Here is a 25,531-nt window from a genome sequence, read left to right as displayed (position 1 = left end):
GAGCAATCAACTCCGCCCCGCGCATTAGGCTGCGACGGTCAGCGCTTTTTTGCTGCGCGACCAGACGCGATGGGATGCCATGACAGAAAGGAAGTCCGCCATAAAGGTGCTCTCGGCTTTCACATCTTCCACCAGCCCTTCCTCGACCTCATTGTCCTGCACGTTAAACTGCGCCTTAAACCGGCGTGCATCACCGCTCAGACCGATGGCTTTGAGATGCTTGTAGGCTTCCAGCAGGAAGTAGCGCGCATCACCGCTCAGCAGCAACGCATCGATATTGCCATCCGGCACAATCACCGCATCAAAGGTCAGCGAAGGAAGACCGGTAAAGGTGGCATCAACCGGCAGCACCGATCCATCATCCGCCAGCACTTGTCCCATGTGCGCTGCCAGAATTTTGGCATGCACGCCCTGCGCTTTCAGCGCCTGCAGAATCGCCAGCACGTCGGCGGCTTTCACACCGTCACTCAGCAGTAACGCCACCTGACGGCCTTTGATATCGCCGCTCGGTTGTGCATACAGACTCAGGCTGTCATCTTTTTTCAGGCCGTTGACATCTTTCGGCGGAACGGTGTTGAGCTGCTCATCACTCAGCTTCAGCCCCAGATTGGTGGCCACAGCCTGCGCCAGCGTGACGTCAATCTGCAGCAGATGATCGACCACGCGTTCGCGGATGTAAGGACGCGCTACCTTGCTAAGCTCAAACGAATAAGCGCCGATGATATGCTGCTGCTCTTCCGCGGTCTGGCTCAGCCAAAACAGCCGTGGCTGCGAGTAATATTCGCCAAACGATGGGCTACGCTCGCGCACCTTGCTGCCTTCCACCCGCTCCTGATAGCTCTCGAATCCGCCCTCTTTTGCCGCTGGCGGCACTTCACGTGGCCAGTTGTTGTTGATGGAGTTCGGTTCGTAGTTGGCCGGATTGGTATCGATTTCCGTGCGATGCATGCCCTGACGCTGGAAATTGTGGTACGGGCAAACCGGACGGTTGATCGGGATCTCATGGAAGTTCGGCCCACCCAAACGGCTGATTTGCGTATCGGTGTAGGAGAACAAACGGCCCTGCAACAGCGGATCGTTGGTGAAATCCAGCCCCGGCACAATGTGGCCCGGATGGAACGCCACCTGTTCGGTCTCGGCAAAGAAGTTGTCCGGATTACGGTTGAGCACCATTTTGCCGACCAGTTCGACCGGCACCAGCTCTTCAGGGATCAGTTTGGTGGCATCGAGAATGTCGAAATCGAATTTGAACTCGTCCTCTTCCGGAATCAGCTGCAGGCCGAGCTCATATTCCGGGAAATCGCCGGCTTCAATCGCTTCCCACAGATCGCGACGGTGGAAATCGGGATCGCGGCCGGTCAGCTTCTGTGCTTCATCCCACAGCAGCGAGGCTTTGCCCGCCACCGGTTTCCAGTGGAAACGCACAAAGGTGGCTTTACCCTCGGCGTTAATCAGGCGGAAAGTATGGATGCCAAAGCCTTCCATGGTGCGATAGCTGCGCGGAATGCCGCGATCCGACATCGCCCAGATGACGTTATGCAGCGTTTCAGGTTGCAGCGACACATAATCCCAGAAGGTGTCGTGCGCGCTCTGCCCCTGCGGGATTTCGTTGTGCGGCTCGGGTTTCACCGCATGCACGAAGTCCGGGAATTTATGCGCATCCTGAATGAAAAACACTGGCGTGTTGTTGCCGACTAAATCAAAAACGCCCTCATCGGTATAGAACTTGGTGGCGAATCCACGGATATCGCGCACGGTGTCAGCCGATCCTGCGCCACCCTGCACGGTGGAGAAACGCACGAAGACGGGTGTGATTTTTTCGGCATCGCTGAGGAAACCTGCTTTGGTGAGTTTTTCCAGCGAGCGGTAGGGCTGGAAATAGCCGTGCGCCGCCGAACCGCGCGCATGCACGATACGCTCAGGAATGCGTTCGTGGTCAAAATGCGTGATTTTTTCACGCATGATGAAGTCTTCAAGCAACGTGGGCCCGCGCGAACCGGCACGTAGCGAGTTCTGATCGTTGGCGATGCGCGTGCCCTGATTGGTGGTCAGGTCGGCGTTTTCACCATTTTTACGGTACTCATCGAGCTGCTCAAGTTTGCTGTTTTGCGTGGCGGGCGCTTTCAGGCTGCCGGGCGCGGTAGGCTGCTTGCCCGGCGGCGTCGGTTCAGCGGCAGGTTTATGTCCACCGCCTTGCGGTGCTAAATCACCTAATCCTGGCTCAGAGGTTTCTGGCCCTTTGTGCGGCGCGGTGTGGGTTAAATTCTGTTCTTTTTTATCTTTCGACATGTGACATGCTCCTCCAGTTAAGACCCTATTAACTGTAGAGCATAAAAACGTTTATATTTCGCCTAGTTTAGAAATGATGTTTAAAGAGATTAATGAAGAGAATGTAAAGCGAGGATATTTTAACCAAAGGGTAGCTTTAACGTTTTATTAATAAGATTAATCCTGATAAATACCGTTGCGCTTTATTTTAATTATTTTCGCACCCTCCTCAGGGTCGCCATTAATGGCGACCAAAAATATCATGCGGCGAAACAGGCGCTATGAATGCGTTAAGGTTTCAAAATCACCTTGGTCCAGCCCGCATCACGATCGTCGAAATGGCGGTACGCTTCGGGGCCTTCGGCCAACGACAGTCGATGAGAAATAATACTCGCCGGATGCGCTTTGTCGGTGGCAATCAATCGCGCCAGCTGGCGGTTATAGGCTTTGACGTTGGCCTGGCCGGTACGGATCGACTGCCCTTTAAACCAGAAGCTGCCGAAATCGAACGGCATTTTACCCACTTTGGCTAACTCGCTGGCCGCGCCGGGATCCTGCGGGATAAACACGCCCACCACGCCAATGCCGCCGGTGGCTTTGGTGGAGGCGACCAGGCTGTTCATGGTGGCGCTGTTATCTTCGCGTCCATGCTGATTACAACATTGATAACCCACGCATTCACAACCGCAATCCGTGCCGCGTCCATCCGTCAGATCAAGGATTTGCTGCACCGCTGCGTCGCCCACGGCATTGATGCCCGTTTGCGCCCATCTGCTCCGCCAGCGCCAGGCGATCGGGGTGCGTATCCACCACAAACACCTGCGACGCGCCTTTGATGATCGCCGAATGCGCGGCCATCAAGCCTACCGGGCCCGCACCGTAGATGGCGACGCTATCGCCCGGTCGCAGGCCTGCCAGTTCGGTCGCATGCCAGCCGGTGGGGAAAATGTCTGACAGCATCACATAATCTTCCTCTTTCTCCACCGCATCCGGTGGCAGCAGCAAACAGTTAAAATCGGCAAACGGCACGCGCAGCAGCTCGGCCTGACCGCCTTCCCACTCACCCATTTCAGCAAAACCGTAGGCCGCACCTGCGGTGCCGGGATTGGCTGTCAGACAGAAACCGGTTAACCCTCTCTCACAATTTTCACAGAAACCACAGCCGACGTTGAACGGCATACAAACGTAATCGCCAACCTTAAGTCGCTCGACGCCACTTCCCACTTCCACCACTTCGCCAAGGTTTTCATGACCAAAGATGCGTCCCTGTTCAAAGCTGGTGCGCCCCTCGTACATATGTAAATCGGAACCGCAAATATTGGTGGTGGTAATACGAATAAGCGCATCGGTAGGACGCACAATTTTTGCATCAGGAACATTTTTAACCGAGACATCAAAAGGCCCGTTATAGACGATAGCTTTCATAATTTATTTTCCTGAGTGGCGAGCACTCTTAATTCGAATGAGCAGGTAAGCACGGCGCTAATTTAACGTCGCGCTTAGCCAAAGAAATAAAAACCGCGTCTACATACCCTGGCATAAATAAGTCAGTTGTGCTTTTTTCAATTACCGCTGCGTTTGTCGTGCAGTCGCGCATATTTGTGCCAGACTTAACACCGTGTCAGCAGGAAAATCTATGGAGAGCGTATGAAACAGGTTGTTTTAGCTTCAGTAATCATGATGTTCAGCGTTGGCGTGAGCGCAGCGGAAGGCGGATACCAATCTGGTGAAACAGCACCGCCGCAGAAGAATCAGGATGCCGGTTATAAAGGATCGGAAGACACCGCACAAACCCCGATTTCACGTATTCGTGATTTCCGTCAGGGCGGCTATGTCACGCTCGAAGGCCATATTATTGAAAAGCTGAAAGGTGATAGCTACAAATTCCGCGATGATACCGGCACGATTATCATTAATGCTGAGAAGCCGGCCTTCAAAGAGAAAACCTATTCAGCCAGTGATAAAGTCCGCGTGAGTGGAAAAGTGTATGGGCGTGGCGAACAAACCACCTTGAGGGTATCGCGGATTGATGAACCTTAAGGTTACGCATTTATTACCTTAAGAATAGCGGGTGAGTGCATGGCTTTTCATCCTCACCCTTTTTAGGCCTAACAGCGCAGCAGATAATCACATTCACATATACGTTTTTCGCCATTCCTACAGCACTATTTTGCGGGTATATTAGCGCGCATGTAGTGAATAGAACTCGTAAGAGTCTGAATGAGTTTTTATGGATAGAACGATTTATATTGTTGACGATGACCCCGCTGTCATCAACGCGCTGCAAAATCTGCTGAGCTCAGAAGGCTACCTGATTTCGACCTTTACCTCCCCCGCTGAATTTTTACATCAGCCGCATTACCGCACCCCGAGCTGTTTAATTGTCGATATGAATATGCCGGGCCTCGACGGCTTTGATGTCTCGCACGACCTCACCGCACGCGGATACACCATTCCCACCATTTTCCTCACCGGCTTTGGCACCATTCCTCTGACGGTCCGCGCGATGAAGGCCGGCGCCTTTGAGTTTCTCACCAAGCCGGTGATGCCGGATGACCTGATACAAGTGGTATCCGCTGCCATGGCGCTGGCCGAAAAAAGCGCAGCACTCGCACAGGAAAGAGTTGTACTCACCGGGCGTTATCACTCTTTAACGCCACGGGAAATGGAATTGATGCTGCTTGTCATTCGCGGTTTATTAAATAAGCAGATTGCCGCCGAAATGGGCATCAGTGAAATTACGGCAAAAGTGCATAAACGCCGCGTAATGGAAAAAATGGCGGTGCGTTCAGTATCAGAATTAGTCAGAGCCGCTGAGAAACTTCATTTACTGCAAGATGAATAACGCGCGCGTTAAAGTGATAACGGTCCGATTTTCCTCCCGCGAAATAGCGCGGGAGGATCAGATAAACTATTTCCCCAGATTTAATGGCAGGGTAAAGCTAAATACGCTGCCACCCTGTGGGCGGTTTTCCGCACTCAGCACACCACCATGACGTTTGATGATTTCATTACTGATGGTCAGGCCCATTCCCATTCCTTCCGCTTTGGTGGTGTAGAAAGAGTCAAATATCTTGCCGATAACCTCTGCCGATAATCCGCTGCCGTTGTCGGCAACCTCTATACGAATATGATTCGCGTCAGGATTGGAGGATGAGAGCCGCAGAATACGCGCTCCGGCATTATCTGCCATCGCCTCAATGGCATTAATCACCAGATTCAGCAGCACCTGCTGAATCTGTACGCGCTCGCAAAACACCTCATCCCATGGCGCTTTAATATCCAGTTCAAGTGCCACCGAGCGGCGCTCAAGTTCCAGACGCGACAAGGTTAAAATATCGCGCGCCAGCAGATGCAGCCTGGCCGATGCATACTCCGCGACATTATTGCGCGTCAGTGACTGCAGGCCGCGAATAATTTCGCCAGCGCGCCGCCCTTCGTTAATGATCTCCTCAATGCTTTCACTGGCTTTCTCCAGCTGAGCCGGATCGCGTTTCAACCAGCGCAGGCTGGCGCCAGCATTGGCCACAATCGACATCAGCGGCTGATTGATTTCATGGGCGATCGATGAGGTCAGCTGTCCTACCGTGGTGGCGCGCGCCACGCGAGCCAGCTCGGCCTGGGCAATTCTGGCGGCATCTTCGGACTGACGCTGCGCGGTGATATCCGTCAGCGTGCCGAAATATTCGGCGACATCCGGCCAGTTCTCCACCGGCTCACCTATGCCTTTGATATAACGGCATTCGCCGTCATCACGGATGATACGAAATTCAGCCTGCATGCTCACGCCATGCGCCACGCTGGATTCAATCAGCGCTTTCAGGCACTGAAGATCGTCTGGATGCACCCGCCGCTGAAACTCGGCCATCGAGGTGCTCACCTGCCCGGCGGGCAGCCCCATGATGCGTTTATATTCGTCCGATATCAGCTGGATATCCGGCTCAAGATGCCAGTGCCAGGTACCGGTATTACTGATTTTTTCACCCAGCATCAGGGATGTCTGGCTGGCGCGCAGCTGTTTTTCAATTTTCCGCCGCTGGATGTTCTCCTCCACCAGCTCGGCATACAGCCGCGCCGTTTCCAGAGAAACCGCAGCCTGCGCGCCTAACATCGAGACAATGCGCGAGTGCTCCGCGGTGAAAACATCAGGCATCAGCCGGTTTTCCAGATAGAGCACGCCCACCATTTGCGCCTGGCGGAACATCGGCACACACATCACTGCCGCGCCAGAGGCAACCAGATAGTTATCCTGACTAAACGGGCTAAACACTTCCGGCCGACCGGTACGGATTTCCTGTCCGGTGCGGATCACCGCCGAGAGAATCGACAGCGGCAAATCAGTCGCTACCGGCAGTTCATTAACGATTTTGACTCTGACGCCCTCCACCGTGGAGGAGGCGCGCGCCTGAATTTCCGGCACATTGCCGTCGATGAGGCGGATCAAAATACAGTGCTGCGCGCCGGCGCGCTCCACCAACATCATCATCAAAATATGGATCAGCCGATCAAGATTGATCTCTTCGGTCAATGCGCGCATCGCCGTGACCAGGCTTTGCAGGTCGCTGATCACCGCGCTCTGCTCAAAGGTCACGGTGTTTAACGCGCTCTGCGGCGGGTGCGCCGCCAGATGCGGATAGTGCATTTCAAGCTGGCGCACCTTGGCGCCCGCGCCCCAGCGATCCCAGGCGGCAAGCGCGCCTTTGATGTAGCCCTCGGCGGCGAACGCCATGCCGCGCGCACTGGCGCAGCGCGCGGCCAGTTCGCATGCCAGACCGTTGATCGGATGAAACTGCCCTTTGCGCGACAGCTCAATGGCTTTTTCAAACTGCTCCAGCGCCGCGCCGCGGTTATCCTCCAGCCTGAGCAGTTCGGCGCGCAGCAGCGCCTCTTTGTCGGCGAAGGTGCCGGGGTTCTCCGATGCCCAGGTGATGATTCTTTCAAGATGGCGCTGCAGTTGCTGCCGCTGCGTGGCATCAAGCTCATTCGGTTGCAGCGGTATGCTGAGTGAAAGCGCGCTGTAGAGATGGAAATCCAGCATATGCACATGGCCGGGAATCACGTCTGTGAGCGGTGCGGCGTCGCTGAACTGGCGCTGGGCGGCGGCATACTCACCGGCAAAGAAGTGCGCCATGCCTTTATACAGCCGCGTCCAGAACTGCATCAAAAACAGCGGTTCAATGGCGTATTCGGGTTGCACCACGTTTAGCGCGGGCGCATGGAAATCATCGCCGGACAAGGTCTCACCGGCTGGCTTACGCAGGAACATCACGTAATCCAGCTGCATGCCGAGAATCACTTCCACATCGCGATACTGCGCTTTGCGCACATAGACCATGCCGCGCATGATCGAAGTATGCACGCCATCAAGATGGTCACCGCGCGCCAGGCAATTCATGGTGAGATGACGCAGCGCCAGACACGCCGACGTGCGATCGCCGATATCAACCGCTACATCAAAGGTCGCTTTAGCGCACTCGATGGCGTAACTGAGCGGCATGGTCCAGACGCTCACCTGATCCAGCGGCATCAGCGTGCGCGCTTTGTAGCTAACGAAGTCGTGCTTATACACCAGCTCGCGGGCCAGCAGCGCGCTGGCAAATCCACGGCTGTATTCATTGAACTGATCGCCACACACCACGCCGTACCAGGCCAGCGCCAGCGTGGAGGCACCGCTAATGCCCTTCTCCATCGTCAGATGCAGAAGTTTGCACAGGATAATGAACTGCAGCCGTGGGCTGATAAAAGCGGCGAAGGTGCTGGCGCTGGCCATCAGGTTCATCACCGCTTCGGTTTTATGGCAGGTCACTCGCGCCAGGGAACGGAAGCGCGTATAGGGATTTTTGCCAACCTCTTTTTTCAACCGTTGCCTGGCGACATCGCACTCGGCTTTATCCGGATAGCGCTGCAGATGAATGTCAAACACCGCCAGCCAGGCCAGCGCGGTTTCCAGCGCCAGCTGGCTGTCGGACTGACGCATATGAATTTCAGCAATTAGCGTCGCCGCTTCGGCTTTATCGGTGACCACACCGGGCGTGGCGAGAATCTCAGAGCTCAACGCCAGCGCGCCCGATAAGTTGCCGTTTAAAAACTCACACTCTGCTTGCTCAAACAAAAACGGGCCGCTCTCCTCCGCGCCTGACGCTGCGTTGAGCGCTCGGGCAGCGTGTAAGAAACGCAGCGCGGAAGCGTAATCGCCCATAATTTTCGCGCGTCGGGTGGCGTTTAGTAACAGCAGACTAAACGCAGCGGCTTCGGGCGCTAAAAGTGCGCGATTTTGCAGCGTGATAGTGTGATGCGCGGCACTGAACAGCAGCGCATGCGCGTTATCCTGGCGCGCGGCCTGCATGTAATAGCGCGCAGCGGCAAAGTGAAAATCATCTTTTGCCGCCGACGAAAGCAACTTCAGCGCGGCCTCATGCATGCTGTCATGCATAAAGGTGTAGCTGTGATCGGTCAGCGAGATCAGCCGGGCCTCAGCCGCAGGGCGCAGCGTGGCGTGAAGGGCGCTAAGCGTCGTATCGAGGATGCCGGCCAACACCGGCAGATCGCCGCTACTGCCGATACAGGCCAATCGGCCCAGCAGCTGGCGCAGCGGCAGCGCGAGCAACTGCAGCTGTTGCAGCACGCTGGCGGCAACGTTCGCGGTGTAATGGCAGTTTCTCAACGCGTGCGGATTGTAGGTCCATTTATGGGATGCAGCGTGTGTGATGTGGTGATCGCGCACCGCCTGGCGGTAAAACTCACGCGTGGCGAGCGGATTCCCGGCGGTTTTTTCATGGATGATCTGCGCCAGCTCGGTGGTCTCCGCGCTGCGCGTGTGAAAAATGCCGGCCAGCCAGCTGGCGATATTTTTCACCGACAGCGGCTCGGGCGTGATATCCACAATGCGCGTGGCCGCCGCACGAATGCGCTCCAGGCTGGCAACCACCGTCGGACAGGACAACGAGGCGCGATCGCGATGAGAAATCACCAGCAATAAGGGAATATCTTCACTGGAGCGCAGCAAATTCTGTAGCAGCTGCAAGGTCGCCTGATCGGCCCAGTGCACGTCATCAATCAGCAGGATCAGCGGCCGCCCCGGCACCGTAAAGGCTTTCACCAGGCTGCAGGCCACCAGATTCAGGCGATTGCGTGCATCTAACGAGCGTGCATCCGCCTGCACGCTGGCTTTGTGGTTGAGCAAGATGCCCAGTTCGGGCACCAGATTAACGGCCAGCCCAACATAATTCCCCAGTTGGCGCGTGATGTGTGTTTTCCAGCGCGCCAGCTCTTCGGCGGGCAACCCGAGCAGATGCAGCGTCAGCGATCGAAACGCCGAGGTAAATACCGCGTAGGGCAAAATGGGCGAGTGCTGGTCGGCTTTGGTCACCGTCAGCAGCGCGTTTTTTTCCCGCAGGATTTTAAGCGCCGAGGCCATCAGCGCCGATTTTCCGGCACCGGACGCGCCGCTAATCGCCACCATGCAGTGTTTCCCGCTGCTGCACACCTCATCAAACGCCGCCAGCATCTCGCTGGCCTGAGCATGGTCGCTGTACAGCACATCGGATAACAGCGTTGTGGTTGGCACATCCTGTAAGCCCAGCGCGAAAGATTCAACTACGCCGTCAGGCATCAGGTTGGATTCACAGCGGCGCAGATCGGCCAGCACGCCTTCGACGGTTTGATAACGCTGCTCCGGCGATTTGGTTAGCAGGCGTAAAATGAGGGATGAGAGTACCAGCGGCACATCTTTGCGCAGCCGGTGCGGCGGCAGCGCTTCGGAGGCAATGTGATGGTGCACCCATTCCGCCGCGCCCCCTTCCGCGCTGCCATAGGGAAGCTTGCCGGTGAGTAATTCGTAAAGCACGATGCCCAGACTGTAGAGATCGCTGACCCGGCTGACCGCGTGCGCGGTGCGCGAGGTATGCTCGGGCGACATGTAGGCCAGCGTGCCGCCGGTCACTGAGGCGCGCAGCGGCTGCTGTGAGTCCGCTTCGATAAACGCCAGGCCAAAGCCGCCCAGCACCACGTCGCCTTGATCGGTAAAGAAGAAATTGGCCGGTTTAATGTCGCCGTGCACCAAACCTTGCTCATGCAGCTTGCTGAGCGCATTACACAGCAGCACGGCGCAGCTGATGAACTTCTGAATTTTACCCGCTGGCAGGCGCAGATAATCCGCCAGGGTTTGGTAGCGAAACGCGGGATAAATCAGGGCGTAGCGCCCCTGATATAAGGTGTGGCGCAGCGGTTTTCGCGCCCAGCTTTCTGCTAATAAGGCGCGCAGCGCATACTCATTTTTCAGCAGTTGCGTTACCGGAAACTCCGCCTCTTCGGCCGCCGCCGTGGCCAGCACGAAGCGTTCATCGGAGATCGGGTGACGGCATTCGATCCACTCAACCTGCCCTTCCTGCGCCAGCGGGGTGAAAACGATGTCATCCGCCAGCACCAGCGCCGCGTCATCCGCGATATTTAATGACAGGAAAAGCGTGCTCATTGGCGCGCTGCCTGGGAGGAAAACGCCAGACGGATATGTTCAAACAGCAGGTCGATATCAATGGGCTTTCGCATAAAGGTGATCGCGCCTAGATGGATGGCATACCAGAGCATATTCTCATCGCCATTGCCGGAGATGATAATTCCGGGTGGGTTCGCGCGACGCTGTACCAGCGCACGGAACAACTCAAAGCCCGACATGCCTTTGAGCTCAACATCAATAATAAACAGCGCAGCGTCATTTAGCGCCGTCTCGTCCGCTAATAGCGCTTCAGCCGACTCAAATGCCTGCGTTGCGTATCCTTCCGACTGAAGCAGATTGCTCAAACCACTGCGAACCGATCGTTCATCATCAACAACGACAATGCGCTGCGACAGCTGCATGCTGTGTTCCTTAATTATTATTCACTGCCTGCGGCGCGTCCTCAGGAGGTTTTGTCACTCGATGGCGGCGTGCCGCTGATTTTAGGCACACACTCTTGACGAAACCAGGCCAGCGTGACCGGTTGACGGTTTATCAGGCGCTTACACAGCGGGATAATCTGTTCGCCGACCAGCATACCAAACAGACCAAGCAGCGCAATCACGGGCGGCGCTGGGGAATTGACGTCGATAACGGCATAAATGATGCCGACTAAAATACCGACCGAGAGCGATATCGCATAGGTTTTCAGCATGTTCAACCCGCCTGTTTTGCGGTGAGCGTGGCGGGAGGTAGCGGCCTGTCAGCGGCCATCGCGCGTGAGGTTTTATCGACGGGCGCTACGGGATGCGTCAATTTTCCACCCAGCGAACTGCCCACAATCATGCCCAGCAAGCCCACCAGCGCCACGGCGGGCGGCGCCGGCGATCGCACGTTGAGCAAGGCGTAAATCAGGCCGATAAACACACCCGCCGCCAGAGAAATCAGTAAAGGACTCACCGGTCCTCCTTGAAAAAGAAAGGCGAGCCCGTAAGCGCTCGCCTGGGTGACGATTTAGCGAACGGGCGCAGCAACCGGTGCCAGCGTGCGATGCTCGCTCTTCTGACGCGATGGCGCTTTGTGCACCATGGTGTAAGCGTAATCAACGCCGATGCCGTAAGCACCGGAGTGCTCTTTCGCGATATCCATCACCGCGTTGTAGGTCTCTTTGTGCGCCCAGTCGCGCTGCCACTCCAGCATCACCTGCTGCCAGGTCACCGGGATCACGCCCGCCTGAATCATGCGCTGCATGGCATAGTCGTGCGCTTCTTTGGTGGTGCCGCCGGAGGCGTCAGCCACCATGTAGATCTCATAGCCGCCTTCCAGCATGGCGCACAGCGCGAAGGTGTTGTTACACACTTCGGTCCACAGACCGGAAACCACAATTTTCTTCTTACCGTTGGCCGCCAGCGCATCACGCACTTTCTGGTCATCCCACGAGTTCATCGAGGTACGCTCAAGAATGTCCTGGCCGGGGAACACATCCAGCAGCTCCGGGAAGGTGTTACCTGAGAAGCTCTCGGTCTCCACCGTGGTCAGTACGGTAGGAATGTTGAACACCTTCGCCGCTTTTGCCAACGCGACCACGTTATTTTTCAGCACCTGACGGTCGATGGACTGCACGCCAAACGCCATTTGCGGCTGCTGGTCAATGAAGATGATCTGGCAGTTATGCGGTGTCAGTACTTCTAATTTACTGGTTGTCATTTTTGTATGCCCATTGAGGTGAATGTCTGGGCGCAGTGTAAGAACCTTTGGGCACACGAACCATTATCTATAGGTATAACTATACGAAGGTATACCTATCCTTTTGTATAACTAGACGCTTTCCGCACCGCCTGAACATAATCCCACCCCGTATTTCACCTGCGAAATTGGCAGGACCTCTTATTCAGGAGATTTTATGGTTACGTTAGGCAAAGCAGACATCATTTTGACCAATGGGCGATTTCATACCGTCGATCGCGGCAACCCGATTGCCGAGGCCGTGGCGATACGCGATGGCAAATTTCTCGAAGTGGGTAGCCTGGCCGACGTGATGCAGCATCACTGCGAAGGCACCAAAGTGATTGACCTCAAAGGCCATACCGCCATTCCCGGCCTGAATGATTCCCACCTGCACCTGATCCGCGGCGGCCTGAATTACAACCTCGAACTGCGCTGGGAAGGCGTGCCCTCGATCGCCGATGCGCTGCGGATGCTGAGAGAACAGGCGCTGCGCACGCCGTCACCCCAGTGGGTGCGCGTGGTAGGCGGCTGGACCGAGTTTCAGTTTGCCGAGCGTCGCATGCCGACGCTGGATGAGATCAACGAAGCCGCGCCCGATACGCCGGTGTTTATCCTGCATCTGTACGATCGCGCCTTGCTCAACCGCGCCGCGTTGAAGGTCGTCGGCTACACCAAAGACACGCCCAATCCGCCGGGCGGCGAGATCCAGCGTGACAGCAATGGCAACCCGACCGGCATGCTGATTGCGCGCCCGAACGCCATGATCCTTTACGCCACGCTGGCGAAAGGGCCAAAACTGCCGCTGGAGCAGCAGGTCAATTCCACCCGCCAGTTTATGCGCGAGTTGAACCGCCTCGGCCTGACCAGCGCCATTGATGCGGGCGGCGGTTTCCAGAACTATCCAGAAGATTACGAAGTCATTGCCGAGCTGCATGAGAAAAAGCAGATGACGCTGCGTATCGCCTACAACCTGTTTACCCAACGTCCGGGCCACGAGCTGGAAGACTTCGAGAAGTGGACCGACATGCTGACGCCGGGCCAGGGCAGCGACTATTTCCGTCACAACGGTGCCGGTGAAATGCTGGTGTTTTCCGCCGCCGATTTTGAAGATTTCCTCGAACCGCGTCCGGATTTGGCGCCCGGCATGGAAGATGAGCTGGAGCGTGTGGTGCGTCATCTCGTGGAACATCGCTGGCCGTTCCGCCTGCACGCCACTTACGATGAATCGATCAGCCGCATGCTGGATGTGTTTGAAAAAGTGAACCGCGACATTCCGTTCAACGGCCTGCACTGGTTCTTCGATCACGCCGAAACCGTGACGCAGCGTAACCTTGACCGCATCAAAGAGCTGGGCGGCGGCATTGCCGTACAGCATCGCATGGCGTTCCAGGGCGAGTACTTTGCCGAGCGTTACGGCATTGAGGCCACTCGCCATACACCGCCGGTGGCGCGCATGCTGGAGACCGGCGTGCCGGTGGGTTTAGGAACCGATGCGACGCGCGTGGCCAGTTATAACCCGTGGACCGCGCTTTACTGGCTGGTATCGGGACGCACTGTGGGCGGCATGCAGATGTACGACGTCAACGCGCGCCTCGATCGTGATACGGCGCTGATGTTATGGACGCAGGGCAGCGCCTGGTTCTCCAGCGAGCAAGGTAAAAAAGGCCAGATTAAAATCGGTCAGCTGGCCGATATGGTGGTGCTGAGCAAAGACTACTTCAGCGTGCCTGAAGAGGAGATCAAAGGCATTGAGTCGGTGCTGACCGTGGTGGACGGAAATATCGTTTATGCCGCCGGCGCTTTCAGCTCGGAAGCGCCGCCCCTCATTCCGGTGCTGCCGGAATGGTCGCCGGTGGTCAAGGTTCCCGGCCACTATCGCAGTGCGCCACCGACCGCCACCACACGCGTGGGCATGATGCAGCAAGCGCATCACTGCAGCGGCCCGTGCGGCGTGCATACGCATTCTCACGAGATTGCGCGCGGCGCCAACCTGCCGGTTTCGGAAGAGAACGCCTTCTGGGGCGCGCTCGGCTGCAGCTGCTTCGCCTTCTAAACCATGAAACATTCACTCTCACAGCCGCCTCGCATTGATGCGGGGCTGTTCTTCCTGCGCCTTACCGGCTGCCTGCTGTTGTTGCACGTGCACGGCTTGCCGAAGGTGTTCCATTTCAGTGAAGAACTGACGCGTATCGAGGATCCCTTTGGCCTGGGTGCCTACTTCAGCCTGCTGGCGGCGATCGTTGCTGAAGTGGTCTGCCCGCTGTTTATCCTGCTCGGCGTGTTTACCCGCCTCGCCTGCCTGCCGATTATCGGCGTGCTGCTGGTGGCGATGCTGTTCGTCCATCCCAACTGGAGCATAGCGGAAGGACAGTTTGGCTGGCTGCTGCTGACCATTTTCACCACGCTGGCGCTGACCGGCCCCGGTCGCTGGCGCGTGTTTGGCGGCGTTTCGGAGGTTGTTCATGGCGCAGGTTAATGACATTCATGACATCCCCGAGGCGGATCTGCCGCCCGTTTCGCAGACGGTTTCACCATGGCAGCCGCTGCGCCAGCGCGTGTTCCGCATGCTGTGGATCGCTACCGTGGTATCCAATGTCGGTTCATGGATGAACGACGTAGGCGTTAACTGGACCATGCTGACACTGAGCGCCGATCCGCTCTCGGTGGCGCTGGTGCAGGCCGCCAGCAGCTTACCGATGTTTCTGTTTGCACTGCCGTCTGGCGTGATGGCGGATATCGTTGACCGGCGTAAATACCTGCTGTTCTCGCAAATCTGGGTGTTTATTGCCGCCGCGAGCCTGACATTCCTTTCCTGGGCAGACCTGGTCACACCGATGGTGCTGCTGATTGCGGCGTTCCTGCTGAGTACCGGCGCGGCCATGAGTTCTCCGCCCTTCCAGGCCATCGTGCCGGATTTGGTCAGTAAGGAGGAGCTCGGCCCGGCGATTGCGCTTAACTCGCTCGGCATTAACATCAGTCGCGCTATCGGCCCGGCGCTCGGCGGCCTGATTCTGTCGTTTGCCGGTCCGTGGATGGTGTCTCTGCTGAATGCGCTTTCGGTACTCGGCGTGTTTCTGGTGCTGTATGTGTGGCAAGCACAGCCCAGCGTGCAGCGTTTGCCGCCGGAGCACTTCTTCCCGGCGGTGCGTGCCGGCGTGCGCTATGTGCATGCTGCGCCGGTACTGCGCAATGTGCTAGTGCGCACCATCGCTTTCTTTGTGTTTGGCAGTGCCGGTTGGGCGCTGTTACCGCTGGTGGCTCGACGCGAACTGGGCCTCGGGCCCGGCGGCTACGGCATTATGCTGGGTTGCATCGGCATCGGCGCGATTTGCGGCGCGCTGCTGTTGCCGCGTATGCGCAAACGCTTTAATCCCGATCAGCTGATGGTGCTGGCGAGCCTGATGTTTGCCATCACTCTGCTGGCGCTGGCGTTTATTCGTCACCTCTGGTTGCTGAATGCGTTCGAGTTCTTTACCGGCTTTGCGTGGATTGCAGTGCTTTCCACCCTCAATCTTGGCGCGCAGCGCAGTGCCGCCAAATGGGTGAAAGCCCGGGCGCTGGCGGTCTATCTGACGGTGTTTTTTGGCTCGATGACGTTAGGCAGCGCCATTTGGGGACAGCTGGCATCGACATTCAGCATTCCATTGTCACTGACTGTCGCCACTGTCGGCATGCTGCTGGCGAGCCTGACGGTGCTGCGCTGGCGGCTGGATCAGGATCCGGATCTGAACCTCGACCTCAGCACGGTCAGCGATCCCTTGCCCGAGCTGGAGATTCGTCACGATCGCGGGCCGGTGATGGTCAGCTATCATTATCAGATCAACCGCAGTGATGCGCATGCCTTTGCGGTGTGCATGCAGGATATGCGTCGCGTCAGACGACGTGGTGGCGCGCTGAACTGGTCTCTGTATGAGGACATGCTGCAACCCGACATGTTTGTTGAGACCTTTGTGGTTGGCTCATGGATGGAGCATCTGCGTCAGCGCGAGCGCTATACCATGAACGATCAAAAGATTCAGAACCGCGTGCTGGGATTCCATCAAGGCACTGCAGCTCCGGAAGTTCGTTATCTCGTGGCACCTGAATAAGGCGCTTTCATTCATCGACATTAATAAGGCCGAAACATGAGCACATTTAAGACGCAGGATGGTACGCAGATCTATTTCAAAGATTGGGGTACCGGCAAGCCGGTGCTATTCAGTCACGGCTGGCCGCTCGACGGGGATATGTGGGACAGCCAGCTGAATTTCCTGGCGGAGAAAGGCTACCGCGTTATCGCTTTTGATCGCCGCGGCTTTGGCCGTTCCGATCAACCGTGGGAAGGCTACGACTACGATACTTTTGCATCGGATATTAACGACCTGATTAGCCATCTGGATCTGCAAAACGTGACGCTGGTGGGCTTCTCAATGGGTGGCGGCGATGTGGCGCGCTACATCAACAATTACGGCACAGCGCGCGTGGATAGCTTAGTGCTGCTGGGCGCGGTGACACCGATCTTCGGCAAGGCCGATGATTATCCAGCAGGCGTCGATTTGTCGGTGTTTGAAGGCATTCGTCAGGGCTTACGTAAAGATCGCGCGCAGTTCATCAGTGATTTTGCCACACCGTTTTACGGCACCAACGCCGGTCAAACGGTTTCAGAAGGCGCGCTGACGCAGACGTTGAATATTGCGCTGCTGGCGTCACTAAAAGGGACGATTGATTGTGTTACCGCGTTCTCGGAAACCGACTTCCGTCCTGATATGGCAAAAATCGACGTGCCGACACTGGTGATTCACGGCAGCAACGACCAGGTCGTGCCGTTCGAAACCACCGGGAAAGTCGCCGCCGAAATGATCGCCGGCGCGCAGCTGAAAGTGTATGACAACGCACCGCACGGCTTTGCGGTGACGCATACCGATCAGCTCAACGCCGATCTGCTGACGTTCCTGCAATCGCTTTAACGGGAATAACATTAATCGGCCGGTTTGGCCTAATACTTGTCAGTTATGAAAGAGTTTGGCTTTAAGGCTGCATTAATCGTGCGGGCTCTGACACATCGGCTGCGTCACGCACTGAAGCGTCGAAGCGGGCCGGGGGCAATTTTGGGCCGGCAATTCGCAGCGCTGAACGAAGCGAGGAAGCCAGGAGAGCCCGCAGGACGCGGGCGAAAGGCGAAGCCGGGACAGGGAAGTCCCGTCTTCGCCGGTCCGTTAGGCTGACGAGCGAAGTGAAGGAACCGCGTTAGCGGCGCGAGGACAGCCGGCCCAAAAGTGCCACCGGCCTGCACACTCGTCGTTGGCCTGGCTGACATGAGCATTAGGCCATTTTGGCGGGCCTTTTGTGGCAGAGAACTATTGCGGCGTGGCGGCAGCAAATTTCTCTAATGCCGCCCCGTCGAGCCGATAACGCACCCACTCATTTAACGGCAGCGCATCAATACTGAGATAGAACTCTCTGGCCGACTGATCCCAATCTAACGCACTCCACTCAATGCGGTTGCACTGATGATTGACCGCGTGCTGCGCGACATACTGCAGCAGCGCTTTGCCTGCACCGAGGCCGCGAAAATTGGGCGAGAAGTACAAGTCTTCCATATAGAGTCCGCGACGCCCCAGCCACGCCGAGTAGCTGCGGGTAATCACTGCATACCCGGCGGTTATGCCATCAATCTCGCACATCAACGCCTCGCTATGGCTTTCGGGATTGAATAGCGTCGATCTGATCTCTTCAACGGTAGTTGATGACGGCTGTAATCCATGTTCATAAACCGACAACTCAGCAATCATGTCGTAAATGGCGTCCGCGTCATCAGGATTGGCTGGCCGAATAGTCATCTTCATGCATTATTTTCTTATTTAATCAGATTGATGCTGCCCAGCATAATGGGTATTGTTCGATGAAATAAGTGCAATAAAATCAATGATAGGTGAATTTCATGCATCATGTGCTGCGTCGACTGGACTTGAATCTCCTCCCCGTTTTCGACGCAGTTTTCAGACATCGTTCGGTCAGGCTGGCGGCGATTGAGCTCAGTTTGAGTACTTCCGCGTTAAGCCACGCGCTGTCCCGATTACGTGAGTTTTTTAAAGATCCGCTGTTCTACCGCGAAGGCCACAAAATGTGTCCCAGCGTCTATGCCTGCCAGCTGGCACCCTATATTGCCGAAACGTTAACCGGATTAAATCGGCATCTCAGCCCGCTGCAGCCTTTCGATCCGCTGACCAGTGATGACTGTTTTAGAATTGCGGTAACGGATTACACCGCTTTTTGTGTCTTTCCGCGGCTGATGCATGCGCTGACTGATACGGCACCCAATCTGAGTTTTGAACTCTGCCATTTGCCGCATAATCCGGCGCTGATTGAATTACTGGCGGGTGAAATCGATATGGCACTGAGTTTTAGCGAGCCGGATAGCATGCATCATCCCGATCTCGACGAGACCGATTTATTCAGTGATGAATTTATGGTGATTGCCAATGCGCGACGCAGCAGTCTGAATCTTGACGACTATCTTGCCGCCGGGCATCTGGTGGTTACGCCGTGGAATGAAAAGCAGGGATTGCTGGATTCCCATCTTGCGCGCATGGGCCTTAAACGCCGCATCGCCATCAGAACGCCGTCAATGCTGAGTGCGCCCTTTATTATCGCGGAAAGTGAATTGCTGATGGCGATCCCGTCTTTCGTTGCCAGTAAAATTAAACAGGCCGCCGATGTGACCTCATTCAGGTTGCCGTTTCCCGCGCCAAAGTTCACCGTGAAAATCTATTCACACAAACGCAGCGGTAAACGGGAACCTACGGAATGGATTAAATCGATGATGGCTAAAACCATTACGCAGCAAGCGTACCGTTTCGAGGATTAACGGACGATTTTTACTGGTCTAGAAATCGTCCGTGATAATCGGATTTAATGGGGTAATGCTCGTTGTAGCGACCAAAAAGCCGATAGCGATTTAGCGCAATGCGGTCGTAACAATAATTGCTGATAACGTCAGGCATAAACCTCACGACAGACAAAACGCGCCACGGCCACGGCATATAGTGCATGATGCGGAAAATTGCCTGCGCACGGAGCCAATGATTTTGCCCATCAATCAAAACGATGGTGCGAATATCTTCATCTGGCAGACCGACAAAACGTAATAGCGCTTTCCCCTGCTCACTCTGAACCGCCGCAAAACGTACATGGCGTGGAATGCGGTGACGCAGGAGAAACATCACCCACGCGTTGCACAGTTTGCATACGCCGTCGTATAAAACGACCTGTTCTCCGGGATTTATCCCGGCTGGGTTTGTCATCATCGTCTCCTCAACCCTAGAGATGGTCGCAGCAGAAAAGCTGCGTTACGCCGCCTGCCACTCCGCCACCAGCGTGTTAATTAATTCTGCCGCCGGCATTTCCCGCGCCAGCGCGGCGCCCTGCCCGGCCCACTGCGCGCCAAAGCCGTGCGCGCCTTTAGCGGCGGCGGCGGCAGCGAGCGCTTTGCCCAGCGCGTAGGTGAGTGGATAAGGGGGAATGGCATCCTGCGCGAACTCGCGCGCCAGCTGGCAAAAATCGTTGGTGAGACATCTTGCCGATCGGCCAGAAATGGCGGCAATCATCTCGGTGCTGTTGGCCTGCGCGCTTTTCAGCGCCTGACGATATGCCGCGTTGGCGGCGGATTCCGGGCACAGGATAAACGCGGTACCCAGCTGTACACCCGCCGCGCCCAGCTTGAGCATGGCAGCCATGCCCGCGCCATCCATCACGCCGCCGGCGGCAATCACCGGCAGCCGCGACGCCCGGCGAATCGCCTGCACCAGCGTAAAGGTGCTGAGCTGCTGATCGTCTTTTTCTGGATGGAATATCCCGCGATGCCCTCCCGCCTCAATACCCTGCGCCACAATAAAATCGATGTCAGCGGCTTCGATGGCACCTGCTTCAGCAACGCTGGTGGCGCTCGCCAGCGTGATAATGCCGCGACTTTTCAAGCGCTGCACAACAGCGGCGGACGGCAAGCCAAAGTGGAAACTCACTGCGGCGGGCGCGGTGTCCAGCAGCACATCCAGCATCGCGTGATTATCCACAAACGTTTGATAAATCTCTGACAGCGCATCGGGCGGTGTCGCTTCATAGCGAGCAAACACCGGCTTGAAACGAGCGATCCACGCCTGTTCTTGCTGAGGATTGCGCTGCACCGGCGCGTGGCAGAAGACGTTGACGTTGATGGGCGCGGCTGTCAGGGCGAGCGTTTTGCGGATCATGCTATCCGCCTGTTGCGGCGTTGAAGCGCCCACGCTGATCGAACCCAGCGCCCCGCTGGTGCTCACCGCCGCCGCCAGTTCCGGCGTCGAGACGCCCGCCATCGGCGCCTGAATGATCGGATAGCGAAGGTTAAGGGTCTGACACAGGATGTTGTTCATATTATTGGCCTGTTGGTAAGAGGTAGCCGATAACATGCCGCGATTTTTCGGCTCGGTAAAGGCTGGCATCTACACTTAATGTGTCTGTACCTACAACAGGAGAATCCCGATGCATAAAATCGACTTTCCGGTAAGCAAAGCGCGGAAGTATCTGGAGCCGGGTCCGGTGGTGCTGCTGAGTTCCCAGTTTGAGGATCATCGCGACATCATGACGCTCGGCTGGCACACCATTCTGGAGTTCTCGCCGTCGCTGGTTGGCTGCATGATTGCCGGCGGCAATTACAGCCATGAACTGATTCGCCAGAGCGGCCAGTGCGTGATTAACGTGCCGTCGGCCAATCTGGTGGACAGCGTGGTGGCGATCGGTAACAGCCACGGCGATCGTCTCGATAAGTTTGATGCCTTCAATCTGACACCCGAACCGGCAAGCGTGGTCAATGCGCCGTTAATCGGCAATTGCTTTGCCAGCTTTGAGTGCCAGCTGTATGACGATTCCATGGTAGATAACTACAACTTCTTTATCTTTGAGATCGTTAAAGCGCATGTAGCGGAAACGCCGGAGTTTCCGCCGACGCTGCACTACACCGGCGAAGGACGCTTCAGCGTGATGAGCAATTTGCGGCTCGACAAGCGCGGCGACTTTAAGCCTGAAATGTTAATTTAACTGCTTGAATTGATATGGGCTTGCCCCCACTTTGATTCTTTCGCCCTGACAGGAGTAGATATAATGGCAACCGAATATGCGGTGATCGCAGGTGGCTGTTTCTGGTGTACTGAAGCAGTGTTTAAAGATGTGATTGGCGTGGAGTCAGTCGAGAGTGGATATACCGGCGGCGCACGCCCGAATCCAACCTACGAGCAGGTGTGCAGCGGTGCGACCGGCCACGCAGAAGCGATTCGCATCGGTTTCGATCCAGAGCAGGTGAAGTACGGCGATCTGCTGGATATCAGCTTTGCCACCCACGATCCCACTACGCTGAACCGCCAGGGCAACGATGTGGGCACCCAATATCGCTCTGCGATTTTCCCGGCGAATGCTGAGCAGGAAGCCGAAGCGATTGCCGCGATTGCGCGCGCGCAGGAGAACCTGAGCGATCCGGTAGTGACCACCATCGAGCCGCTGAAAGAGTGGTATGCGGCAGAAGGTTATCATCAGGATTATTGGGAAGGCGCGGGTCAGCGCAACGGCTACTGCATGGCGGTAATCCCACCGAAACTGCAAAAGCTGCGTAAGAGCTTTGCGAATCGCGTTAAATCGAGTTAATTCAGTACCGCCAATGTCGAGGCCGCCACGAATGGCGGCCTTACATGGTGCGCGACCTTCTTCTGTTTATCCGTCATAATATGTGCCCTCTTCTCCTCCGAGAGCGATCATGTCTTCTTCACAGCAAGGAACCGCGGCGCGCAAGCAGCCGATGAAGCTTAATACGCTGGTCACCCTGATGCTCAGCGCAGTGATTGTGCTGGTGCTGCTCAGCGTGCATATGTTCTATTTCTTCCAGATTGGCGCAGCGACCCGCGCGCAGCTGGAAGATAAAGCCATGGCGGTGGCGCGCACGCTGGCCGACTCACCGGAAATCCAGCGTGCATTGGCGTTCCCGCCGGATGGCACGCGCATCCAGCCGATCGCCAAAGCGGTGGAAGAGACCAATAATTTGCTGTTCATTACTGTCACCAACATGGACGGCATCCGCTATTCGCATCGCAATCCTGAACTGATTGGCAAACACTTTATCGGTGACGATCTGGAGCCCGCGCTGCGTGGCCATGAAAACGTCTCGGTGAATAAAGGTTCGCTGGCGAAAGCGCTGCGCGTGTTTACGCCGGTGTACAACAATCAGCATCAGCAGATTGGCGTGGTGGCGATTGGCATCTCGCTGGATGCCGTTTCGGTGCAGATCAACGAGAGCCGCTGGAGCATCCTGTGGACCATCTTTATTGGCACGCTGGCCGGCGCCATCGGTACTTTTGTACTGGTGCGCGTGCTGAAGCGCATTTTGTTTGGCCTCGAACCCTACGAAATTTCTACTCTGTTTGAACAGCGTCAGGCGATTCTCAACTCGCTAAAAGAAGGCGTGGTGGCGATGGACGATCAGGCGCAGGTGACGCTGGTGAATCAGGCGGCGCGATCGCTGCTAAACGATTCGATGGGCACCATCAGCGGCGACCGCATCTACGATGCCTCAGTGATTAACGATCATCTGCGGGATGTGCTGCACAGCGGGCGGGCGCGGCGTGATGAAGAGTTGAATGTGAATGGCCGCGTGTTGCTAAGCAATACCGTGCCGGTGCGCACGCAGGGACGGATTATCGGCGCGGTCTGCACCTTCAGGGACAAGACGGAAATCAGTCAACTGATGCAGCGTCTGACGGGCATGGTAAACTACGTCGATGCGCTGCGTGAGCGCTCGCACGAATTTATGAACAAGCTGCATGTGATCCTCGGCCTGCTGCACATGAAAAACTACACGCAGGTGGAAAGCTACATTCTCAAAACCGCCAATAATTACCAGACGGAGATCGGTTTCCTGCTCGATAAGATTAAGTCGCCGGTGATTGCTGGTTTCTTGCTGAGCAAAATCAACCGCGCGTCTGATTGCGGCCATCGCCTGACCATCAGCGATGCCAGCTTCCTGCCCGACAGCGGCAATGAGCAGCAGATGGCGGCGCTGATTACGGTGATCGGCAATCTGATTGAGAACGCGCTGGATGCAATGAGCGAGCAGGTAGAAGGCGAGATTCACGTGATGCTGCACTACCAAAACGGTTGGCTGACCTGTGAAGTGAGTGATGATGGTCCGGGCATTGAAGCCGATCATCTCAGCACCATTTTCGAAAAAGGCTTCTCCACCAAAGGTGAAAACCGCGGTGTCGGGCTGTTTCTGCTGCAGCAGCAAACCGAAAATATCGGTGGCAGCGTGAGTGTGGAGTCAGAACCCGGCGTGTTTACCCAATTTTTAGTCCAACTTCCCTGGGATGGAGGAAACCAATCCGCATGATCAATGTGTTAGTGGTCGATGATGACGCCATGGTCGCCGAGCTTAATCGCGCGTATATCGGCCAAATTCAGGGCTTTCACTGTTGTGGCACCGCCTCAACCTTGAAGCAGACGAAAGAGATCCTGTTCAATAGCGATACTGCGGTCGATCTGGTGCTGCTGGATATCTATATGCAGCAGGAGAATGGCCTCGATCTGTTGCCGGAGCTGCGCACGGCGCAGAGCGCGGTGGAAGTGATCATCATTTCGTCGGCGGCCGATGCGGAGAATATCAAAACCTCGCTGCACTACGGCGTGGTGGATTACCTGATCAAACCGTTCCAGTTCCCACGTTTTGAAGAGGCGCTGACCGGCTGGCGGCAGAAGAAATCGCTGATGGACAATCAGCATTATTATCAGCAAGCGGATGTGGATCTGCTGATTCACGGCAGCCCGGCGACGCAGCACGACAATAAGCGCCTGCCAAAAGGCTTAACGCCGCAAACGCTGCGCACGCTGTGTCAGTGGATTGATGCGCATCCGGGGCATGAATTTTCGACTGACGAACTGGCAGCTGAAGTGAACATCTCGCGCGTGTCGTGTCGTAAATACCTGATTTGGCTGGCGCAGATTAATATTCTGTTCACCAGCATTCACTATGGCGCGACCGGCCGTCCGGTGTACCGCTATCGCCTGCAGCCGGAATACCATTCGCTGCTGCAGCAATATTGTCAGTAACGTAGCTGCCAGTCGACATCGAGCTGCTGGAAGTGAAAGTGCTGCGGCGAGGAGCAGATGATCTGCCGATCGCGCGTGACAAACACCGCGTCGATGTCGGGCTGGTCAGCGAGATAAGCCAGCCCTTGCTCCACGCCCATGCCAAAGAGCAGCGTGGTGTAGATATCGCCATCAATCGAGCGATCGGAAATCACCGTCACGCTCAGCAGTTCGTTATCAAGCGGATAGCCGGTTTGCGGATCAAAAATATGATGCCAGCAGCGGCCGTCCAGTTCGAAGTAGCGCTCATAAATCCCCGACGTCACCACCGATTTGCCCTGCACCTGCAGCACGCCTAACAGCTCATCATCACGACCAAACGGCTTTTTCAGGCCAATGCCCCAACCCTGCGGCTCGTGCGGCGGCGAACCCAGCGTTTGCACATTGCCGCCCAGATTGATCAGCGCCTGCTGCACGCCCTGCTGGCGTAAAAACGCCTGCACGCGATCGGCGATGTAGCCTTTGGCGATGGCGCCGAGATCGATCTCCATGCCTGGCTGTTGCAAAAACACTGAGCGATCGGCGGGATTGAGCACGACCTGATGCGGATCGGTTAGCTTCAGCAGGGATGCGATTTCTGGCGCAGGCGGCACCGCACGTCCCTGAAAACCGATTTTCCAGCGCTTCACAATCGGCCCAATGGTGAAATTGAAGGCGCTGTCCGGCAGTAAACTGACGGCGTGTGCCACGCTAATTAACGCAAACACCGCTTCGCTGACGATCACCGGATGGTGGCCTGCGGCGTGGTTGACCGACATCACTTCGGATTCAGCGCGGTTAACGGTGAACAGGTTTTCCTGCTGTTTAATCAGTTGAAATACGTGGCGGGCAAGCGTGGGATTGTCATCAAACAATTTGAGCAGAATGGGCGAACCCATCAGAACGGCAGAGTAAGAAAAGACGCCAGCGGTCATTGCATGCCTCTAAAGAAAACGATGCCCGCACAAGGCGGGCATCTTT

At 56.3% G+C, this 25,531-nt stretch carries 23 protein-coding genes; 11 read left to right on the top strand and 12 right to left on the bottom strand.

Annotated elements, in window-relative coordinates; translation table 11 throughout:
- Window positions 1–24 precede the first annotated feature (24 nt).
- The 3 genes from katE to ACYAC5_RS08360 all read right to left on the bottom strand — a co-directional run bounded on the left by katE (window position 25) and on the right by ACYAC5_RS08360 (window position 3,693).
- Complete coding sequence (gene katE, locus ACYAC5_RS08370; RefSeq protein ID WP_192413565.1) at window positions 25–2,289, bottom strand: catalase HPII; 2,265 nt, start codon at window positions 2,287–2,289, stop codon at window positions 25–27.
- A 269-nt stretch (window positions 2,290–2,558) separates the two neighbouring features.
- Entirely contained in the window at window positions 2,559–3,014 is a 456-nt protein-coding gene (locus ACYAC5_RS08365) for an MDR/zinc-dependent alcohol dehydrogenase-like family protein (RefSeq protein ID WP_462062801.1), read from the bottom strand.
- On the bottom strand, window positions 2,983–3,693 hold the full coding sequence (locus ACYAC5_RS08360; protein WP_462062800.1) for an alcohol dehydrogenase catalytic domain-containing protein: 711 nt from the start codon (window positions 3,691–3,693) through the stop codon (window positions 2,983–2,985). Before ACYAC5_RS08360 ends, ACYAC5_RS08365 begins: the two co-directional genes overlap by 32 nt.
- 222 nt (window positions 3,694–3,915) lie before the next feature.
- On the opposite strand from ACYAC5_RS08360, the gene ACYAC5_RS08355 reads away from it, so the two are divergent.
- Both ACYAC5_RS08355 and ACYAC5_RS08350 read left to right on the top strand, forming a co-directional pair.
- Window positions 3,916–4,308: a YgiW/YdeI family stress tolerance OB fold protein gene (locus tag ACYAC5_RS08355; RefSeq protein ID WP_137385635.1), complete on the top strand. Its 393-nt coding sequence runs from the start codon at window positions 3,916–3,918 to the stop codon at window positions 4,306–4,308.
- A 190-nt stretch (window positions 4,309–4,498) separates the two neighbouring features.
- The gene (locus ACYAC5_RS08350; RefSeq protein WP_192413569.1) at window positions 4,499–5,113 is read left to right on the top strand and encodes a response regulator transcription factor; all 615 of its coding nucleotides are present in this window, start codon (window positions 4,499–4,501) and stop codon (window positions 5,111–5,113) included.
- Between the two features lie 66 nt (window positions 5,114–5,179).
- On the opposite strand, the gene ACYAC5_RS08345 is transcribed toward ACYAC5_RS08350, so the two are convergent.
- From ACYAC5_RS08345 to ACYAC5_RS08325, 5 genes are read right to left on the bottom strand one after another with little or no spacing between them, the layout of a single operon-like run.
- Complete coding sequence (locus tag ACYAC5_RS08345) at window positions 5,180–10,741, bottom strand: AAA family ATPase (protein ID WP_462062798.1); 5,562 nt, start codon at window positions 10,739–10,741, stop codon at window positions 5,180–5,182.
- Entirely contained in the window at window positions 10,738–11,124 is a 387-nt protein-coding gene (locus ACYAC5_RS08340) for a response regulator transcription factor (RefSeq protein WP_192234204.1), read from the bottom strand. The genes ACYAC5_RS08345 and ACYAC5_RS08340 overlap by 4 nt, the downstream gene beginning before the upstream one ends.
- Before the next feature lie 41 nt (window positions 11,125–11,165).
- On the bottom strand, window positions 11,166–11,417 hold the full coding sequence (locus ACYAC5_RS08335; protein ID WP_217546879.1) for a XapX domain-containing protein: 252 nt from the start codon (window positions 11,415–11,417) through the stop codon (window positions 11,166–11,168).
- A gap of 2 nt (window positions 11,418–11,419) precedes the next feature.
- Window positions 11,420–11,662 carry a DUF1427 family protein gene (locus ACYAC5_RS08330; protein WP_101760758.1) on the bottom strand — a complete coding sequence of 81 codons (243 nt, stop codon included), beginning with the start codon at window positions 11,660–11,662 and terminating at the stop codon, window positions 11,420–11,422.
- A gap of 54 nt (window positions 11,663–11,716) precedes the next feature.
- Window positions 11,717–12,409: a hydrolase gene (locus ACYAC5_RS08325; RefSeq protein ID WP_462062796.1), complete on the bottom strand. Its 693-nt coding sequence runs from the start codon at window positions 12,407–12,409 to the stop codon at window positions 11,717–11,719.
- Window positions 12,410–12,605: 196 nt separating this feature from the next.
- Here ACYAC5_RS08325 and ACYAC5_RS08320 point away from each other — a divergent pair, with 196 nt between their 5' ends.
- Genes ACYAC5_RS08320 through ACYAC5_RS08305 form a run of 4 tightly spaced genes read left to right on the top strand, consistent with a single transcriptional unit; the run spans window position 12,606 to window position 17,376 of the window.
- The gene (locus ACYAC5_RS08320; protein ID WP_462062794.1) at window positions 12,606–14,483 is read left to right on the top strand and encodes an amidohydrolase; all 1,878 of its coding nucleotides are present in this window, start codon (window positions 12,606–12,608) and stop codon (window positions 14,481–14,483) included.
- 3 nt (window positions 14,484–14,486) lie between these two features.
- Window positions 14,487–14,906 (top strand): DoxX family protein, encoded by a 420-nt coding sequence (locus ACYAC5_RS08315; RefSeq protein ID WP_280172719.1) that lies wholly within the window; start codon window positions 14,487–14,489, stop codon window positions 14,904–14,906.
- Window positions 14,893–16,518, top strand: coding sequence for an MFS transporter (locus ACYAC5_RS08310; protein ID WP_309834982.1), 1,626 nt, complete (start codon window positions 14,893–14,895; stop codon window positions 16,516–16,518). The genes ACYAC5_RS08315 and ACYAC5_RS08310 overlap by 14 nt, the downstream gene beginning before the upstream one ends.
- 36 nt (window positions 16,519–16,554) lie before the next feature.
- Window positions 16,555–17,376 carry an alpha/beta fold hydrolase gene (locus ACYAC5_RS08305; RefSeq protein WP_309834984.1) on the top strand — a complete coding sequence of 274 codons (822 nt, stop codon included), beginning with the start codon at window positions 16,555–16,557 and terminating at the stop codon, window positions 17,374–17,376.
- 390 nt (window positions 17,377–17,766) lie between these two features.
- Here the strand turns inward: ACYAC5_RS08305 and ACYAC5_RS08300 are convergent, their stop codons facing one another.
- Window positions 17,767–18,255, bottom strand: coding sequence for a GNAT family N-acetyltransferase (locus ACYAC5_RS08300; RefSeq protein ID WP_192234213.1), 489 nt, complete (start codon window positions 18,253–18,255; stop codon window positions 17,767–17,769).
- A gap of 95 nt (window positions 18,256–18,350) precedes the next feature.
- On the opposite strand from ACYAC5_RS08300, the gene ACYAC5_RS08295 reads away from it, so the two are divergent.
- A complete protein-coding gene (locus tag ACYAC5_RS08295; protein WP_354465977.1) occupies window positions 18,351–19,277 on the top strand; it encodes a LysR family transcriptional regulator in 927 nt (308 codons plus the stop codon).
- A 10-nt stretch (window positions 19,278–19,287) separates the two neighbouring features.
- On the opposite strand, the gene ACYAC5_RS08290 is transcribed toward ACYAC5_RS08295, so the two are convergent.
- Complete coding sequence (locus tag ACYAC5_RS08290; RefSeq protein WP_110865972.1) at window positions 19,288–19,713, bottom strand: thiol-disulfide oxidoreductase DCC family protein; 426 nt, start codon at window positions 19,711–19,713, stop codon at window positions 19,288–19,290.
- Between the two features lie 45 nt (window positions 19,714–19,758).
- Complete coding sequence (locus ACYAC5_RS08285; protein WP_462062959.1) at window positions 19,759–20,817, bottom strand: NAD(P)H-dependent flavin oxidoreductase; 1,059 nt, start codon at window positions 20,815–20,817, stop codon at window positions 19,759–19,761.
- Window positions 20,818–20,926: 109 nt separating this feature from the next.
- On the opposite strand from ACYAC5_RS08285, the gene ACYAC5_RS08280 reads away from it, so the two are divergent.
- From ACYAC5_RS08280 to dcuR, 4 genes are all read left to right on the top strand, one after another.
- Window positions 20,927–21,481: a flavin reductase family protein gene (locus ACYAC5_RS08280; RefSeq protein ID WP_462062792.1), complete on the top strand. Its 555-nt coding sequence runs from the start codon at window positions 20,927–20,929 to the stop codon at window positions 21,479–21,481.
- Window positions 21,482–21,544: 63 nt separating this feature from the next.
- The gene (msrA, locus tag ACYAC5_RS08275) at window positions 21,545–22,081 is read left to right on the top strand and encodes a peptide-methionine (S)-S-oxide reductase MsrA (protein WP_192413587.1); all 537 of its coding nucleotides are present in this window, start codon (window positions 21,545–21,547) and stop codon (window positions 22,079–22,081) included.
- 109 nt (window positions 22,082–22,190) lie between these two features.
- Window positions 22,191–23,816, top strand: coding sequence for a sensor histidine kinase (locus tag ACYAC5_RS08270; RefSeq protein ID WP_192413590.1), 1,626 nt, complete (start codon window positions 22,191–22,193; stop codon window positions 23,814–23,816).
- The gene (gene dcuR / locus ACYAC5_RS08265; RefSeq protein ID WP_192413592.1) at window positions 23,813–24,532 is read left to right on the top strand and encodes a two-component system response regulator DcuR; all 720 of its coding nucleotides are present in this window, start codon (window positions 23,813–23,815) and stop codon (window positions 24,530–24,532) included. Before ACYAC5_RS08270 ends, dcuR begins: the two co-directional genes overlap by 4 nt.
- Here dcuR and ACYAC5_RS08260 read toward each other — a convergent pair.
- Window positions 24,526–25,485, bottom strand: coding sequence for an FAD:protein FMN transferase (locus ACYAC5_RS08260; protein ID WP_192413594.1), 960 nt, complete (start codon window positions 25,483–25,485; stop codon window positions 24,526–24,528). The genes dcuR and ACYAC5_RS08260 overlap by 7 nt on opposite strands.
- Window positions 25,486–25,531: the final 46 nt, after the last annotated feature.

This window comes from Pantoea sp. y20 (assembly GCF_054903455.1).
Note: the sequence above shows the minus strand (reverse complement) of the source record. Positions and strands in the feature narration are given on the sequence as shown.

Coding starts and splice junctions, on each gene's coding strand:
- katE (WP_192413565.1), bottom strand. CDS start 2,289: ATGTCGAAAGATAAAAAAGAACAGAATTTAACCCACACCGCGCCGCAC.
- ACYAC5_RS08360 (WP_462062800.1), bottom strand. CDS start 3,693: ATGAAAGCTATCGTCTATAACGGGCCTTTTGATGTCTCGGTTAAAAAT.
- ACYAC5_RS08355 (WP_137385635.1), top strand. CDS start 3,916: ATGAAACAGGTTGTTTTAGCTTCAGTAATCATGATGTTCAGCGTTGGC.
- ACYAC5_RS08350 (WP_192413569.1), top strand. CDS start 4,499: ATGGATAGAACGATTTATATTGTTGACGATGACCCCGCTGTCATCAAC.
- ACYAC5_RS08345 (WP_462062798.1), bottom strand. CDS start 10,741: ATGAGCACGCTTTTCCTGTCATTAAATATCGCGGATGACGCGGCGCTG.
- ACYAC5_RS08340 (WP_192234204.1), bottom strand. CDS start 11,124: ATGCAGCTGTCGCAGCGCATTGTCGTTGTTGATGATGAACGATCGGTT.
- ACYAC5_RS08335 (WP_217546879.1), bottom strand. CDS start 11,417: ATGCTGAAAACCTATGCGATATCGCTCTCGGTCGGTATTTTAGTCGGC.
- ACYAC5_RS08325 (WP_462062796.1), bottom strand. CDS start 12,409: ATGACAACCAGTAAATTAGAAGTACTGACACCGCATAACTGCCAGATC.
- ACYAC5_RS08320 (WP_462062794.1), top strand. CDS start 12,606: ATGGTTACGTTAGGCAAAGCAGACATCATTTTGACCAATGGGCGATTT.
- ACYAC5_RS08315 (WP_280172719.1), top strand. CDS start 14,487: ATGAAACATTCACTCTCACAGCCGCCTCGCATTGATGCGGGGCTGTTC.
- ACYAC5_RS08310 (WP_309834982.1), top strand. CDS start 14,893: ATGGCGCAGGTTAATGACATTCATGACATCCCCGAGGCGGATCTGCCG.
- ACYAC5_RS08305 (WP_309834984.1), top strand. CDS start 16,555: ATGAGCACATTTAAGACGCAGGATGGTACGCAGATCTATTTCAAAGAT.
- ACYAC5_RS08300 (WP_192234213.1), bottom strand. CDS start 18,255: ATGAAGATGACTATTCGGCCAGCCAATCCTGATGACGCGGACGCCATT.
- ACYAC5_RS08295 (WP_354465977.1), top strand. CDS start 18,351: ATGCATCATGTGCTGCGTCGACTGGACTTGAATCTCCTCCCCGTTTTC.
- ACYAC5_RS08290 (WP_110865972.1), bottom strand. CDS start 19,713: ATGACAAACCCAGCCGGGATAAATCCCGGAGAACAGGTCGTTTTATAC.
- ACYAC5_RS08285 (WP_462062959.1), bottom strand. CDS start 20,817: ATGAACAACATCCTGTGTCAGACCCTTAACCTTCGCTATCCGATCATT.
- ACYAC5_RS08280 (WP_462062792.1), top strand. CDS start 20,927: ATGCATAAAATCGACTTTCCGGTAAGCAAAGCGCGGAAGTATCTGGAG.
- msrA (WP_192413587.1), top strand. CDS start 21,545: ATGGCAACCGAATATGCGGTGATCGCAGGTGGCTGTTTCTGGTGTACT.
- ACYAC5_RS08270 (WP_192413590.1), top strand. CDS start 22,191: ATGTCTTCTTCACAGCAAGGAACCGCGGCGCGCAAGCAGCCGATGAAG.
- dcuR (WP_192413592.1), top strand. CDS start 23,813: ATGATCAATGTGTTAGTGGTCGATGATGACGCCATGGTCGCCGAGCTT.
- ACYAC5_RS08260 (WP_192413594.1), bottom strand. CDS start 25,485: ATGACCGCTGGCGTCTTTTCTTACTCTGCCGTTCTGATGGGTTCGCCC.